The sequence below is a fragment of the Novosphingobium sp. HNCC26DJ243 genome, from assembly GCF_057180545.1.
The window spans coordinates 82459-96775 of sequence record NZ_JBXUGN010000002.1 but is presented as its reverse complement, the minus strand read 5'-3'; the positions used below and the strand labels follow the sequence as shown (position 1 = coordinate 96775).

The following is a 14317-nucleotide window of genomic DNA, read 5'->3' as shown; positions in this document are numbered from 1 at the left end:
ATCAGCCTTGTGCGGCGGCCTTGGCAACAAGGCCGCCGACCAGCAGCTCCAACCCAGTGGCATAACTCGCATCAAGATCGAACATCTGATCGAGATAGGCGGCCATCGCCGTGTTTTCCCGGTAGAGCGCCCAACCGACCGTAAGCGATAGCACCGAGGCCTGTGCTTCGAGAGCCGCCTCGACGCTGAAGCCGAGATCGCGCAGACCATCTGCCAGCGCACTTGCGCGCTCGGCGTCGGCTTCGCGCGCGGGTGCGGCCACGGCTAGCAGCCTTGCCGCGTCGCGGTGCCCGGACAGCACCCGCGCCAACCCCTTGCCAAGTTCGAGCAGCCAGCCGTGCGCGTCGGCGCAAGTTGCAAGCCCTGCCCGCCCACGCGCATGTATGTCCTCTGCCATCAAGGCGAGCAGGTCTGCCTTGTCGCGCACGTGCCAATAAAGCGCAGGTGCCTGCACTGAAAGCCGCGCTGCCAGCGCGCGCATGGTGATGCCATCGAGCCCCTTGTCCTCGAGCAGCGCGAACGCCGCAGCGAGGATCGCGTCCCGGCTGATCGAGATGTCACGTTGACGGGCCATATCCCCGTTTGACAATTTAACAGTGTTAAGTAAAGTCCGAAGCGCAGTTTGGGAGAACCGCGATGATTCATGTTCGCAATGCCTGGCACGTCGCCTGTTGGTCGATGGACCTCGAAACCGCGCAGCCTTTTGCACTGTCGATCGCGGGAGAGCCCGTCGTGATTTTCAGAACCGCCAGCGGCGCTCTCGCCGCACTCGAAGACCGGTGCGTTCATCGCCTCGCGCCGCTATCGCTGGGCCGGTGCGAGGGTGAGAGCTTGCGCTGCATGTACCACGGCCTGCGCTTTGCCGCAGACGGGCGCTGCGTAGAGATTCCGGGGCAGGACCAGATCCCGGCCGCGGCGCGCGTCCGGGCCTATCCCGTCGTTGACCGGCACAGCTGGATCTGGGTCTGGCTTGGCGATCCGGCAAAGGCCGACCCGGCGCTGATCCCGCAGGCGGTCGGTTTCGATGATCCTGACTACATCCTCGGGCGGGGGCAGCTGGATTATGCTGCCAACGCGCAGCTGATCCACGACAACCTCTGCGATTTCACGCACCTTGCCTTCGTTCATCCGGCCAGCTTCGGCGCCAACGAAGAATGGGCCAACACGCGGCCCAAGGTCACGCAACTGCCGCGCGGCCTGCGCTTCGAACGCTGGGTGCGCAATCAGTCGGGAATGCGCTCAGACGGTGAAGCGGTCGACGTGTGGTCTTCCTACGAATACCATGTCCCCGGTGTGCTGCTGATGCCCAGTGCGTCCTATCCTGCCGGCACGGCCGATGCGCTGGGCGATGCACCTCCGCCCCCCGACATGTTGGCAAGGGGCGTCACGTTCACCAGCCAGGCCGTGACTGCGCTTACCGATACGACAAGTCGCTACTTCTTCAGCTGGGGCCCCCACCGCAATCACGGGGACGAAGCCTTGCGGGATTTCCTGATGGGTCTGGCCGCAATGGCCTTTGCCGAGGACAAGACCATGATCGAGGCGCAACAGCGCGTGATCGACCTTGATCCGGCGCGCCAGCCGATGCCGGTCACCTTCGACAAGGGCGTCGTGCTCTATCAGCGACTGGTCGAACGACTGGCGCGCGAAGAGGCAGGCGCCGAAGCGGCCTGAGGCGTCAGATCACGTCCGTCAGATCAGTCCGGCCAGCGGGCTCGAAGGATCGGCGTACTTGCGCGTCTGCATCCTGCCAGCGAGATAGGCATCGCGCCCGGCCTGCACCGCCAGTTTCATCGCGCGCGCCATGCGGATCGGGTCTTTTGCTTCGGCGATGGCGGTGTTCATCAGCACGCCGTCGCAACCCAGTTCCATCGCCACGGCGGCTTCCGACGCGGTGCCGACGCCCGCATCGACCAGCACCGGCACCTTCGCGCCCTCGACGATCAGTCGCACGGTTACGCGGTTCTGGATGCCCAACCCCGAGCCGATCGGCGCGCCCAGCGGCATAACCGCTACCGCGCCCGCATCCTCGAGTTGCTTGGCCGCGATCGGATCGTCGACGCAGTAAACCATCGGCAGGAAGCCCTCCTTGGCAAGGACCTCGGTCGCACGGATCGTCTCGATCATGTTGGGGTAGAGCGTGCGCGCCTCGCCAAGCACCTCGAGCTTCACCAGATCCCAGCCGCCTGCCTCGCGCGCGAGGCGCAGCGTGCGGATCGCATCCTCGGCGGAAAAGCACCCGGCGGTGTTTGGCAGGTAGGTGATCTTCTTCGGGTCGATGTAATCGGTCAGCATCGGTGCCTTGGGGTCCGACACGTTGACACGGCGCACGGCCACGGTGACGATCTCGGCGCCCGATGCCGCCACGGCAGCAGCGTTCTGCTCGAAGTCCTTGTACTTGCCGGTGCCGACGATCAGACGGGACGTGAAGGTGCGTCCCGCCACGGTCCAGGTATCATTGTCGGTCACGTCCACTTGTCCTCCACCTACGAAATGCACGATTTCCAGTACGTCGCCTTGCGCGATCTGGACATCGGCAAGCGTGCTGCGCGCCACGATTTCGCCATTGCGCTCCACCGCGACCTTGGTGGGTTCGAGTTCGAGGCTGCGCACCAGATCGGCAATCGATCCGGGCGCAGCACGGCGCGGTTCGCCATTGACGGTAAGGGACAAGGTTTCGCTCATGCCGCCCGCTTTAACGAGGGCGGGGCAGGGTGCAAGCGGGAGCTTAGTGCGTGCCCCGGATGTTGATGAAGTGCGCGGTAGCCACAAGGATCACGCCGCACACGGTCAGCACCACTTCAGCATTGCCGTGGCCGACCGCGACCGCGCCCGCCATCAGGCCCAGGCCCGTTCCGCCCACGGCCAGCGGCAGGAAGCGGCCATGACGCAACGCGCCGATGCCGATCGTCGCCGCGCCGATGACCAGTGCAAAGGCGAGGCCCCAGCGATGAATATCGGGGTTCAGCAACGCGGTGCCGCCAAGGCCGAGCATGCCGACAAGGAATACGCCCGCGACGCAGTGAATCAGGCACAACCCCGAAAGGAGTACCCCGATCCGGTCCAGCCGGGCGCGCAAGGCAAGCATGGCATCACTCATCTGCCGCTCATATATGTTATACTGTATCATCCGGCAAGGTGCTGCTCTCGATTGATCGCTGCATGCCCCAAGAGGCAGACGATCCCTCTTGCGATTCGGCAGGCGCAGGAGCAGGGCGCAAGGCCATGAACGGAGCCGTTTTGCCCACTCTTCGCACCAGCCCCATCGCCATTGCCCGGTGGCTGTTCATCGTCGCGCTGATGGTCCTTGCCATCGTAGTGGTCGGCGGGATCACGCGCCTCACCGAATCGGGCGTGTCGATTACGGAATGGAAGCCGGTTTCCGGAACCTTGCCGCCGATCACCGACGCGCAATGGCAGGCCGAGTTCGACGCCTACCGCGCCACTCCGCAGTACCGGCTGGTCAACGGCCCGGCGGGGATGACGATCGAGACCTACAAGTTCATCTTCTTCTGGGAGTGGGTTCACCGCCTGCTCGCCCGCACGATCGGCCTCGTGTTCGCGGTGCCGCTGGCATGGTTCTGGATCAAGGGCCGCATTCCCCAAGGCTACAAACCGCGTTTGCTGGCGCTGCTGGCACTCGGCGCGCTGCAGGGGGCAGTTGGCTGGTGGATGGTCAAATCCGGCATCGTCAACGACGTCAAGGTCAGCCACTTCCGCCTCGCCACGCACCTGCTGGTCGCGCTGTTCACCTTGGCGGGCCTCGTCTGGACGGCGCTCGATCTGATCGGCCTGTCGAAAGGCGAGTCGCGCGCAAGACTTGGCGGGATCGGTGTTGCCGCGCTGGTCATGCTGTTCGTGCAACTGTTCTACGGCGCGCTCGTCGCAGGCCTGCGCGCCGGGACATCGGCGGGCGGCGGCTGGTTCAACCTGGATGCCTGGCCGCTGATGCAGGGGCGTATCTATCCCGAGGGTGTGGACTGGGGAGTGGGCGCTGCCCATGCGCTTCTGAGCGACGTGTTCCTCGTCCACTTCATCCACCGCTGGTGGGCTTGGGCGGTCGTAGCCGTGCTGGTGGTTGTCGCGCGCCGCCTGCGCAAGACCGATCGCAGGGCCTCGGTCGTCCTCCATTGCGTGTTCGGCACGCAGGTCCTGCTCGGCATCTTCACCGTGTGGAGCGGCGTTACGCTGTGGATCGCGGTGCTGCACCAGCTCGTCGGCGCAGTGCTGCTCGCAACGACGGTGTGGTGCGCGCATATCCTCGGATGCCGGTCCGGTCGTGCGCAATGACCGTCGCGCTGATCTGGTGCCCTTTCGGCGACATCGAGACCGCTGAAGCCGTTGCCGGCACGCTGCTCGACGAACGCCTGATCGCCTGTGCCAACATCCTCCCCGCCATTCGCTCGCTCTACCGCTGGAACGGCGAGCGCGGCGAGGGCACGGAAGTCGCCGCCCTGTTCAAGACGCAGGCTGATTTGCTCGACGCCGCCGTGGCGCGGGTCGAGGCGCTGCATCCCTATGATTCGCCGGCCATCTCCGGGTGGCGGTGCGATGCGGTCGGTGCGGCAACCCTGGGATGGCTGAGGACCGATTGCGGGCCGCCGAAATCATAGCGGTATTATTTTACCTCTCTGGAAACCCGCAGTTTGCTTGACTCTGTGCGGCATTTGCAACAAAGGCGCGCTTCCTTCGTCGGGAATGCGGATTTCCGTGTGGCCGACGCACTGAAATCCAGGGAACCGTAGCCATGAAGGCTCTCAGCAAGGTCACCCGGTCGATCAAGCCGGCCGAGGTGGAAAAGAACTGGCATCTTATCGATGCCGAAGGTCTGGTGGTTGGCCGTCTCGCCGTCATCATTGCCAACCGTCTGCGCGGCAAGCACAAGCCGAGCTACACCCCGCACGTCGATTGCGGCGATCACGTCGTCGTGATCAACGCCGACAAGGTGCGCCTGACGGGCAACAAGCTCAAGAACAAGACCTACTACAAGCACACCGGTTATGCCGGCGGCATCAAGGAAGTCACCGCGGACAAGGTCCTCGGTGGTCGCTTCCCCGAGCGCGTGCTTGAAAAGGCGGTTGAGCGCATGATCCCGCGCGGTCCTCTCGGCCGTGCGCAGATGCGCGCCCTTCACCTCTATGCCGGTGCCGAGCACCCGCATGGCGGCACCCAGCCGGTGGCGCTCGACGTCGCTTCGATGAACCGCAAGAACAAGGTGGGTGCATAATCATGGCCGAAACCGAAAACACCGTGTCGAGCCTGGCAGATCTCAAGGATCTGACGGCTGCCGCTCCTGCCGCTGCGGCTCCCGCCGAAGCTGGTGAAGTTGCTGCTCCCGTTGTCCGCACCGGCCCGGCCGCTCCGATCCGCGATCGCGAAGTCGATGCGCAGGGTCGTTCCTACGCCACCGGTCGCCGCAAGGACGCCGTTGCTCGCGTGTGGCTCAAGCCCGGCTCGGGCAAGGTCACCGTCAATGGCCGTGACCAGGAAGTGTACTTTGCCCGTCCGACCCTGCGTCTGGTGATCAACCAGCCGTTCCAGGTCGCCGGTCGCGAAGGCCAGTACGACATCGTCTGCACCGTCAAGGGTGGTGGCCTCTCGGGCCAGGCCGGCGCGGTCAAGCACGGCATCGCCCAGGCCCTGTCGAAGTTCGAACCCGAACTGCGCAGCGCCGTCAAGGCTGCCGGCTTCCTGACCCGCGACCCGCGCGTCGTGGAACGCAAGAAGTATGGTCGTGCCAAGGCACGCAAGAGCTTCCAGTTCTCGAAGCGCTAATCGCTTCGGCTGCAAGGCCAAACGAAATCAGGGGCTGGCCTTCGGGCTGGCCCCTTTTTTCTTGCCTGCATGGCGCAAGCATCTGAAAGAACGGGCGAGAGAGGGTGCCAGCCATGTTCAAGTTTCCCCGACCGACAGCTCTTGGCCAACTCCGTTTCGGCGGGCGGCTGGGTTGGGCGCGCGGGGCCGTCGGCGCATTGTTCGGGGTACTGGTCGCCGCCGCGCTGGGTAGGCTCCTTCCGCAGGCGCAGCACTGGCCGTGGATCGTCGCGCCAGTGGGCGCTTCGGCAGTGTTGGTCTTCGCCGTGCCCGCCAGTCCGCTGGCCCAGCCCTGGCCGGTGTTCGGCGGCAACATGGTGGCGGCGTTGACCGGTCTGGTGGTGGGCCACGTGGTAGGAATGCCCCTGCTGGCGGCGAGCCTTTCTGTCGGCCTTGCGATTGCCGCCATGACCTACGCGCGCTGTCTCCATCCGCCGGGCGGTGCATGTGCGATTCTCGGCGCGCTCGCGGCCACAGCGGCCGGGGGTGGGTGGATGGCGCTGCTGCTGCCGTTGGGGCTCAACCTCATGGCGCTGGTTGGCGCGGGCTGGCTCTACAATAATCTTACCGGACACGCGTGGCCGCACGTGCCGGTGCAGGCGCCGCCGATGCCGAAGGGCACCTGGGCGGGTACCTACGAGACCGCCGATCTCGATGCCGTGCTCGAAGAATGGGACGAGGTGCTCGACGTGAATCGGCGGGATCTCGATGCTCTGTTCCGCGCGGTCGAACGGCGCGTGCTGCGCCGCTGGGAAGACGATCTCAAGTAGTCAGAACAGGCTCGGCTGTGCGGGCAGGGAGTCGGGAATGTCGACCTCGATCATGGCTTCGTCTGAATAGGGCTGCTGCATCGCCGCCGCGCCGTCGCCATCGGCAGTCAGCCAGCGTGCGGCATCTTCCGGCGATCCCAGGATCACCGGCATCGCCTTGGGGTGAATTGCGCCGACCAGCGCGTTGGCCTCGCAGGTCAGGAACGCGAAGCGCGGGCCCTCGGAGGTCGGGCGCCACAGCCCGGCAAAGGCGAACAGGGGCTGGTCCTTCAATGCGAACCAGTGCTTGCGCTTGCGCCCCGTCACAGGATCAGGGGCCTGCGACCATTCGGAGAACTCGGTGACGGGCACAAGGCAGCGTCGCGAGGGATCGTCGAGCGCGCTGCGCCACATCGGCGAGGCGAGATTGCGGATGTTGGTGACCGGGCGCTTCACTTGCCCGAACGGTGGCCAGCCCCAGCGCATCACGCCCATTCTCCTGGCGGGGCCCCGCGCGATCAGGACCGGTGCCTCGGCATCGGGATAGATCTCGTGAAACGCGGGCAGGTTGGCCTGTGCATTTGCCACCGGCGCGAACATCTGCGCGATGGCTTGCGCGTTGCTGGTCATGCGATACAGGTTGCACATAACAACCATACTAACCGGAGAGCGCGTGATGGCTACCCACCTGCGGCCCAATATCGGATGCAGCGATGCCGAATGGCATGCGCGGCAGGAGCTGGCTGCCTGCTACCGCATCTACGATCACCTCGGCTGGTCGGAATCGATCTACAACCATATCTCGCTCAAGGTGCCTGGCGAGGAAGGCGCGTTCCTGATCAACCCATTCGGGCTGCTGTATTCGGAAGTCACCGCCTCGAACCTCGTCAAGATCGACATCGACGGCAACAAGCTCGACAGCAGCGAATTTCCGGTGAACCAGGCCGGTTTCACCCAGCACGCCTATTTCCACCGCCACCTGCCCTGGGCCCACGCCATCGCTCATGTCCACACGACTGAGACGATGGCGGTGTGCAGCCTTCAGGAAGGGCTGATGCCGATCAACTTCTATGCCTGCAATTTCGCCAACCAGCTTGCCTATCACGAGTTCGAGGGCGTTACCGTGCGCGCGGAGGAAGGCGAGCGGCTGCTCAGGAACCTCGGCTCCAAGCGCATCCTCATGCTCCGCAACCACGGCCCGGTCGTACTTGCGCCCACGCTCCAGCAGATGTTCATCATGCAGTGGAGCCTGCAGCGCGCTTGTGAAATCCAGCTTGCCACGTTGTCGATGGGCCAGCCCGTCGCGCGCGTGCCTGACGAGGTGATCGCAGTGCACCAGCGCGACCTGGGGCAGGTCAGCGCGGGCGGTGCCGTCGGCGCGGCAGACTTTGCGGCATGGACACGCCGGATCGACCGGATCGACCGCAGCTGGCGGGATTGATGCAGCGGCAGTTCCCCGGCTAGAGCGGACCCATGGCCCGCCTGACCGTCAACAACCAGCCCGTCCAGTATCGTCTCGAGGACGATACTCCGCTGCTCTGGGCGCTGCGCGACGCGGCAAACCTGACCGGCACCAAGTATGGCTGCGGCACGGGCGAGTGCGGCGCCTGCATGGTCATCGTCGATGGCCAGGCGATGCCCAGCTGCACCCTGCTGCTGGGCGAGGCCGAAGGGCGCAACGTGACCACGATCGAGGGGCTTTCAGGTGATCGTTCGCACCCGGTCCAGCAGGCGCTGGTGGCCGAACAGGCGATCCAGTGCGGCTTCTGCACGCCGGGCATCGTGATGGCCGCCGCCGCGCTGCTGGCCACCAACACCAATCCGACCGATGATGACATCGGCCGCGCGATCACCAACATCTGTCGCTGCGGCGTCTATCCGCGCCTGACCCGCGCAATCCAGCGCGCAGGCCGCGTAATGCGCGGGGAGGAGACGATCAGCGCTGCTCCACCGCCTGCAATCGTTGCACCCGGCGCTGGCTGAACTGGACGATCACGACAACGGAGGTGGCGCTCCCCTCCATGGGCGAATGAGGGGTGGAGGAGAGCGCCGGGGGGGGGTCAGAACTTCGCCTTGATCGACAGGCGTGCGTTGATCGGTTCGCCGGTCGAGATGTTGTTATCGGTGTGCGCGGCCGGGAAGTAGTCGTTGTCCAGCAGGTTCTCGACGTTCAGCTGGATCGAAACGCGGCTGGAGACGTCGTAGAACACCGCTGCATCGACACGGGTGAACGCGGGCAGCGTTACCGCATTGCTGATCGTCGAAAAGCTCTTCGACTGGTGCGTCACGCCAAGCCCGACGCCGATCTGCCCGGTCACGTCATAGCGGCTCCAAGCCGCAAACTGGTGGCGCGGCAGCTGCGCCAGCTTGCGACCGACCGGTGCGGCCGTGGTCTGCGAGCGGACTTCGCCTTCCTGCAGCGTATAGCCAAGGCTCATCTGCCAGTCGGGCAGGATACGGCCCGCGAGCTGGACCTCGATGCCCTTCGTGCGGGTCTTGCCCGAAAGCTCGGGCAGGCCGGTCACGGGGTTGTTGAAGCGCGAATTCTCGCGGTCCAGCCGGTAGGCGGCAGCAGTGAAGGCGAGGGCAGGATTGATGTCCCACTTCATGCCCACTTCGAGATTCTCGAACTGCTCGGGCGCGAGCGTAGCCTGCGTGGCGTCGAGCGCGCCGAACTGGTCGCCGGACTGCGGCAGGAAGCTGCGGGTGAAGCTGCCGTAGAACGACATTTCCTTGCGCGGCTTCAACAGTATGCCGAAGCGTGGCGACCATTTGCGGTCGGTGCGCTGCGCGTTCACGCCATTGATGGCGTTGCGGCCCGAAATGCGGAATTCGTCATAGCGCACGCCGGCCACCAGTTGCAGGAACGAGGCAAACTCTACTTGATCCTGCACATAGGCCGACAGCGTGCTCACGGCCGTGCGACTGTCGGTGACCAGCGCTCCGAACGCGAAGGCGGGCATGACGATCCGTTCGGCGAGCGTCACGGTTGCGTTGTTCGCATTGCGCCGGGTGGCGTGGGTGTCCTGATCCGCCGCCTCGACGCCTGCCAGCAAGGTGTGGCCGATGCCACCGGTGCTGCCGGTCCAGACGAGGTTCGCCTGACCTACCCAGCTGTCGCGCAGGGTGCCGCTTTGGTAGCCGGAGAGGGGAACGGTGTTGGTTGCCGTGTTCACCGCGCCGCTGGCGAAGACGTTGCCATAGAGCTTGTCGGTATGGGTATACTGGCCAAGTACGTTGAAGCTGAGGTTGTCGGCCAGATCGTGGTCGAGACGGACTTGCGCGATGTGCGCCTTCACCTCGGCGAGGTTGAGGTCCTCGGTGCCGAAGAACGTATCGTCATAGCCCGTCAACGGCTTTCCGCCCAGCGAAGGCACGCCGCGGTCGGTCGTGCGGCTGTCGTCGTCGTAGTTGTACGAAACCTCGATGCGCGTGGCATCCCCGGGCTCGAACGCCAGCGTCGGGTTCACGCCGATGAAGCGGCCCTCGAAGTTCTGGCGATGGTTGTCGAATTCCTCGTAAGTCGCGTTGAGGCGACCGGCGATCTTTTCCGACAGCGGCTGGTTGAGGTCGGCAGCGAGAGCGAAGGCGCCGAAGCTGTCGATGTTGATGTCGGCCCCGCCCTTGGTGCGGTCGAGGTCGGGCGTCTTGCTGACGCGGTTGATCACGCCGCCGCCGCCGCCGCGCCCGAACAGGAGGGCGTTGGCGCCCTTCAGCACTTCGACCCGCTCGATATTGTAGAGCGAGCGGTAGTACTGCGTGTCGTCGCGAAGGCCATCGAGGTAGAAGTCGGCGGTAGTGTTCTGGCCGCGCAGGTTGATCTGGTCGCGGTGGCCCTCACCTTGGCCGAGCACCACGCCGGGCACATAGCGCAACGCATCGCCCAGTTGGGTGACGGCCTGATCGTCGAGCTGTTCGCGGGTGAGCACGGTGATCGTCTGGGGAACGTCGACAAGCGCGGTAGGGGTCTTGACCGCGTTGGCGTCGACCGGCCGATAGCCGTCGGCCGTGCCCGTTACCACGATGACCGTTCTTGCCGGATCGGCGTCGAAGGCAGCATCAGCCGGCACGATGTCCTCTGCGAATGCCGCAGTGGGGGCAAGGATGGTTCCGGCAAGCAGCAGGCTCGTAATTCGTGTCACGGCAGTTCCTTGATTCCGATAATCATTCGCAAGAGGGCTGTTATTGCGACCCAATCGCATTTGCAAGAGCTTATTTGAGAATATATCGCAATAACATTGATCAAGCTCAAACCTGAACCTCTTGGAGCCCTTTGTGCCCATCGGATTGCGCGCTAAACGCCGTGGCGTTCCCTCAAGATCAAAGGAGTGCGGCGATGAAAGCAACGATCTGGCACAACCCGGGATGCGGCACGTCGCGCAACACGCTTGCGATCCTGCAGGACGCGGGCGTGGATCTGACCATCGTCGAGTATCTCAAGACTGCGCCGGCCGCCGCCAAGTTGGCCCAGCTTTATGCCGATGCAGGGATCACGCCGCAGGAAGGCCTGCGCCTGCGCGGAACTGATGCCGAAGCGCGTGGACTGCCGCTGGCCGATGATGCCACAGTGCTCGCCGCAATGGCCGCCGAGCCCAAGCTGATCGAGCGCCCGCTGGTCGAAACCGAAAAGGGCGTGCGTCTGTGCCGTCCGAAGGAGAAGGTGCTGGAGATTCTCTGACGACTTCTGCGGTCACATCGTGGTGAATAGCTCGTCCAGGGTGGGCCACAGGGATCCTGCCTTGTCGCGCGGCACGGCATCGTCGGCGTAGTACCACCAGAAGTACCCGCCAACGAAGCGCGAGCCTGCAAGTCGGGCAAGCTCGCCATGCATGCCCATGTAGCGACGTGCAATCCGCTGCTTCTCGGCAAGGTCTGGCTCGGGAAAGCCGTCAGCCTTCCGCTGTGCGCCGATTTCGCCGATCAGCAGGCGGGCCTTGGGGAACAGCGTGCCAAGCTCGGTCAGCATGGCGGCGATCTCGGTTGCGTTCGGCTGCTGTCGGGGTGAACAGGCGGTCTCGTAGATGCTCAGTCCGAGATAGCTCGTGCCCTCACGAATTTCGGCGGGGATCGTGCGTGCAAAGCTCAGCGTCGGCTCCCACGCCTTTGCATAGCAATTGGTTCCGGACCAGTAGTTGAGAGTGATCATGGCGGGCGCATGATGCTGGCGCACGATCACGTCGTAAGCCGCGTCGAGCTTGGCATTGATCGCGGCAGGCCCGCTGCCGACCCATTCGCCGTTCAGCTCGTTCCCGATTTCCCACAGATCGACATCGCTGCCGAATGCAGCGAAGTAGGCTGTGGCGCGCTCGCGCACCTGGGCCGCGCTCATGCCTGCCAGGGCATCCGAATCGACCAGTTCGCCAACGATGAAGGCCCGGGGTCTCAGACGCTGGACGATCGCGTGATATGTCGATGGCGGTTCACCTTTCTGGAACACCAGTCGCACTGTCGGCGCGCGGGCGTGCGCCGAAATGGCTTCGTAAAGGGCATCGCTACGGTCAAGCGTTTCAACCGTCAGGCCACGCAGAGGTTCTGCCAGAACGCGTCCGGCGGCCGCAGGCAGATCGTCGCGGCCACTGGCCGTGGGTGAAGGGCTTGGCGCAGGCGTGGGGCTGGGCGTGGGACTGGGTGAGGGTGTTGGCATCGGCACGATGATGGGGCCGGTGCTTGCACTGTCGCCTCCGCCACAACCGTGCAGGCTGCCAAGCAGCGCCAACATCGAAATCGCGAGTACGGTGGGCCGGCGCATTCCTGACGCTCCGTAATTACGCGGAGCGAAGCAAGCGGTGATGCTGTCAGATTGGAAAGACCGGTTGCGCCGTCAGAACGGCAGCGGCTTACCTGCCATGATCAGCGCAATGGCGCTGCCCAGAACGACAAGCTTGCGCACGAGGTCCTGCAGATCCACCGGCGTGTTGATGAGAGCGATAGCGCGAGCCATTTGTGAACCATGCCCGCCGAGTCCTTAACGCGGGGTAAAAACGGTCAATCCCGCAACCATTCGAGCAACGACGCGAGGCACTCGCGCGCAAGCAGCTTCGATCGCTCGGGGCTCCACCCTTGCTCAGCGCAGGGCAGATCGTCGTTGTCCTTGAACGGCATTTCCAGCGTCATCGCCACGCAGCCGAAGCGTTGTGCCACCTGGTTGGTCGACATCGTCAGGTTCGCGCGGCCTGCTGCGGCGACCGGATAGCCGCGTCTGGTCTGGAAATCGGGGGTGCGGCGTTCGAGAATTGCGCGATAGCGGGCGTAGGCCTCGCCCAGCGCTTCGGTCCAGCCGGGGATGCCTTCGAACCCGGCGATGAAGACATAGGGTATCGCCTCGTCGCCATGGACATCCATCGCGAAATCGACGCCGGTTGCGTCCATCGCGTTGCGGATCGCCAGTACCTCGGGCGAGCGCTCAGGGCTGGGTTCATGCCATTCGCGGTTGAGGTTCACGCCGACGGCGTTGGTCCGCAGGTGGCCGCGGCACGATCCGTCGGGATTGGCATTGGGCACAATATGAAAGCGGCATCGCCGGCGCAGCGCCCGCGCGTGGGGATCGGCCGGATCGGTCAGCATTTCCAGCGCGCCTTCCATCCACCATTCGGCCATGGATTCGCCGGGGTGTTGGCGGGCGTAGAGCCATACCTGCTTGTCGCCTTCGCCTACTGAAAGGCAATCGATCGGCTGGCCTTCGATGCTCGTCCCCAGGCATCGATATTCCACGCCTTCGCAGGCGGCGGTCGCGGCAACCAGATCATGATGCCGCTCCATCGAATAGGGTGCGAAGTAGGCAAACCAGCAGGTGCCCGCTGAAGGCGTGTGGCGGATCGTCAGCGTGCCGCCGTCTTCCTTGGCATCATAGGACGTGTCGGTGCGGCCCCAGAACTCGCGGTTTTCGGAATATGCCGCGCGGTAGGCAGGCCAGCCGCCGGGATAGGCCGATGAACCGAGGCCGGTGATCTTCAGTTCCAGCTCGCGCGCTCCGGCGCCGTCCACGCGGAAATGGAACCACTGGAAAAAGTCCGATTCGCGGTCTTTGCGGATGGCAAGACGGGCGCTTGCTCCGCTGACCGAAAGGACTTCGATGTTTCCGGAATCGAAAGCGGCGTTGATGCGGATATCGGTCATTTGACCGTGATAGTCTCGCCCGACGTTCCGGGGAAGCCCGCGAACAGTGCATGCGCCAGACGGGGCGCGGCCTGCGACGGCGCGGCAGCCTTGTCCTTCGCATTGTCACGCGTCTCGGCGCGGCCTTCCCACAGTGCCTCGCCGGTGCGGCGATCGCGGATGCGCACCGATAGCCGGGTCGTGACAATATCCTTGGGGCCACCGCCCAGATCGAAGCCGAGGCCCACGCCAAGCCCGCCACCATAGCTGCCGGTAGAGCCTCCGACTCCCACGCTCACCGGCCTGCGCGAGCGTTCGCGGCGCAGCGTCTCACGCATAACGTCCACTTCGGCCAAGACGTCGGCTGCACCCGGCGTCGCGCTGCCAAAGCCTGCTGCGCCAAGTTCGCGCGTCACGGCATCGCGCCAGACCCGGTCTTCCAGGCTCGCCGGATCGCTGCCCGGAGCCGATTCCACGATGACCGCAACGCCTTTCAGCCGGGGAAGGGTCTGTGCGGTATGGAACCGCGTGACCTCGACCGGACCAGGCTTTGCGGCAAGTGGCGACGTCGAAAGGGCAAGCAAGGCGAGCGCTGCGGCAAGGGGCTTCATGATCAAGGCATCCATCCGTTCATCGCGTATGGTGGAGCGGCGGCGCCA

The 14317-nt window shown here is 64.7% G+C and carries 17 protein-coding genes; 9 read left to right on the top strand and 8 right to left on the bottom strand.

What is annotated here, in order from left to right; all coding sequences use genetic code 11:
- Nucleotide 1: 1 nt before the first annotated feature.
- Nucleotides 2-574 (bottom strand): TetR family transcriptional regulator, encoded by a 573-nt coding sequence (locus AC2A04_RS07985; RefSeq protein ID WP_484211796.1) that lies wholly within the window; start codon nucleotides 572-574, stop codon nucleotides 2-4.
- A gap of 62 nt (nucleotides 575-636) precedes the next feature.
- Here AC2A04_RS07985 and AC2A04_RS07980 point away from each other — a divergent pair, with 62 nt between their 5' ends.
- Nucleotides 637-1674 carry a Rieske 2Fe-2S domain-containing protein gene (locus AC2A04_RS07980; RefSeq protein ID WP_484211795.1) on the top strand — a complete coding sequence of 346 codons (1038 nt, stop codon included), beginning with the start codon at nucleotides 637-639 and terminating at the stop codon, nucleotides 1672-1674.
- 18 nt (nucleotides 1675-1692) lie between these two features.
- Here AC2A04_RS07980 and thiS read toward each other — a convergent pair whose 3' ends face one another.
- Nucleotides 1693-2685, bottom strand: coding sequence for a sulfur carrier protein ThiS (thiS, locus tag AC2A04_RS07975; protein WP_484211794.1), 993 nt, complete (start codon nucleotides 2683-2685; stop codon nucleotides 1693-1695).
- A 43-nt stretch (nucleotides 2686-2728) separates the two neighbouring features.
- Nucleotides 2729-3100: a MerC domain-containing protein gene (locus tag AC2A04_RS07970; RefSeq protein ID WP_484211793.1), complete on the bottom strand. Its 372-nt coding sequence runs from the start codon at nucleotides 3098-3100 to the stop codon at nucleotides 2729-2731.
- A 125-nt stretch (nucleotides 3101-3225) separates the two neighbouring features.
- On the opposite strand from AC2A04_RS07970, the gene AC2A04_RS07965 reads away from it, so the two are divergent.
- From AC2A04_RS07965 to AC2A04_RS07945, 5 genes are all read left to right on the top strand, one after another.
- Nucleotides 3226-4290, top strand: coding sequence for a COX15/CtaA family protein (locus AC2A04_RS07965; RefSeq protein ID WP_484211792.1), 1065 nt, complete (start codon nucleotides 3226-3228; stop codon nucleotides 4288-4290).
- Nucleotides 4287-4613, top strand: coding sequence for a divalent-cation tolerance protein CutA (cutA, locus tag AC2A04_RS07960; protein ID WP_484211791.1), 327 nt, complete (start codon nucleotides 4287-4289; stop codon nucleotides 4611-4613). Before AC2A04_RS07965 ends, cutA begins: the two co-directional genes overlap by 4 nt.
- Nucleotides 4614-4747: 134 nt before the next feature.
- On the top strand, nucleotides 4748-5227 hold the full coding sequence (gene rplM / locus AC2A04_RS07955) for a 50S ribosomal protein L13 (RefSeq protein WP_484211790.1): 480 nt from the start codon (nucleotides 4748-4750) through the stop codon (nucleotides 5225-5227).
- Nucleotides 5228-5229: 2 nt separating this feature from the next.
- The gene (gene rpsI / locus AC2A04_RS07950) at nucleotides 5230-5775 is read left to right on the top strand and encodes a 30S ribosomal protein S9 (protein ID WP_484211789.1); all 546 of its coding nucleotides are present in this window, start codon (nucleotides 5230-5232) and stop codon (nucleotides 5773-5775) included.
- A gap of 113 nt (nucleotides 5776-5888) precedes the next feature.
- Nucleotides 5889-6584, top strand: a complete 696-nt coding sequence (locus tag AC2A04_RS07945; RefSeq protein WP_484211788.1) for an HPP family protein — start codon at nucleotides 5889-5891, stop codon at nucleotides 6582-6584.
- On the opposite strand, the gene AC2A04_RS07940 is transcribed toward AC2A04_RS07945, so the two are convergent.
- Nucleotides 6585-7211, bottom strand: a complete 627-nt coding sequence (locus tag AC2A04_RS07940; RefSeq protein ID WP_484211787.1) for an SOS response-associated peptidase — start codon at nucleotides 7209-7211, stop codon at nucleotides 6585-6587.
- A 28-nt stretch (nucleotides 7212-7239) separates the two neighbouring features.
- Here AC2A04_RS07940 and AC2A04_RS07935 point away from each other — a divergent pair, with 28 nt between their 5' ends.
- On the top strand, nucleotides 7240-8004 hold the full coding sequence (locus AC2A04_RS07935; protein ID WP_484211786.1) for a class II aldolase/adducin family protein: 765 nt from the start codon (nucleotides 7240-7242) through the stop codon (nucleotides 8002-8004).
- A gap of 32 nt (nucleotides 8005-8036) precedes the next feature.
- Nucleotides 8037-8546 (top strand): (2Fe-2S)-binding protein, encoded by a 510-nt coding sequence (locus AC2A04_RS07930; protein WP_484211785.1) that lies wholly within the window; start codon nucleotides 8037-8039, stop codon nucleotides 8544-8546.
- Between the two features lie 77 nt (nucleotides 8547-8623).
- On the opposite strand, the gene AC2A04_RS07925 is transcribed toward AC2A04_RS07930, so the two are convergent.
- The gene (locus tag AC2A04_RS07925; RefSeq protein WP_484211784.1) at nucleotides 8624-10705 is read right to left on the bottom strand and encodes a TonB-dependent receptor; all 2082 of its coding nucleotides are present in this window, start codon (nucleotides 10703-10705) and stop codon (nucleotides 8624-8626) included.
- Nucleotides 10706-10899: 194 nt separating this feature from the next.
- Here AC2A04_RS07925 and arsC point away from each other — a divergent pair, with 194 nt between their 5' ends.
- Complete coding sequence (gene arsC, locus AC2A04_RS07920; protein WP_484211783.1) at nucleotides 10900-11241, top strand: arsenate reductase (glutaredoxin); 342 nt, start codon at nucleotides 10900-10902, stop codon at nucleotides 11239-11241.
- Between the two features lie 12 nt (nucleotides 11242-11253).
- Here arsC and AC2A04_RS07915 read toward each other — a convergent pair whose 3' ends face one another.
- From AC2A04_RS07915 to AC2A04_RS07905, 3 genes are all read right to left on the bottom strand, one after another.
- Nucleotides 11254-12312: a glycoside hydrolase 5 family protein gene (locus tag AC2A04_RS07915; protein WP_484211782.1), complete on the bottom strand. Its 1059-nt coding sequence runs from the start codon at nucleotides 12310-12312 to the stop codon at nucleotides 11254-11256.
- 236 nt (nucleotides 12313-12548) lie between these two features.
- On the bottom strand, nucleotides 12549-13679 hold the full coding sequence (locus tag AC2A04_RS07910) for a M14 family metallopeptidase (protein ID WP_484211781.1): 1131 nt from the start codon (nucleotides 13677-13679) through the stop codon (nucleotides 12549-12551).
- Nucleotides 13676-14269, bottom strand: a complete 594-nt coding sequence (locus AC2A04_RS07905) for a DUF4136 domain-containing protein (protein WP_484211780.1) — start codon at nucleotides 14267-14269, stop codon at nucleotides 13676-13678. Before AC2A04_RS07905 ends, AC2A04_RS07910 begins: the two co-directional genes overlap by 4 nt.
- Nucleotides 14270-14317: the final 48 nt, after the last annotated feature.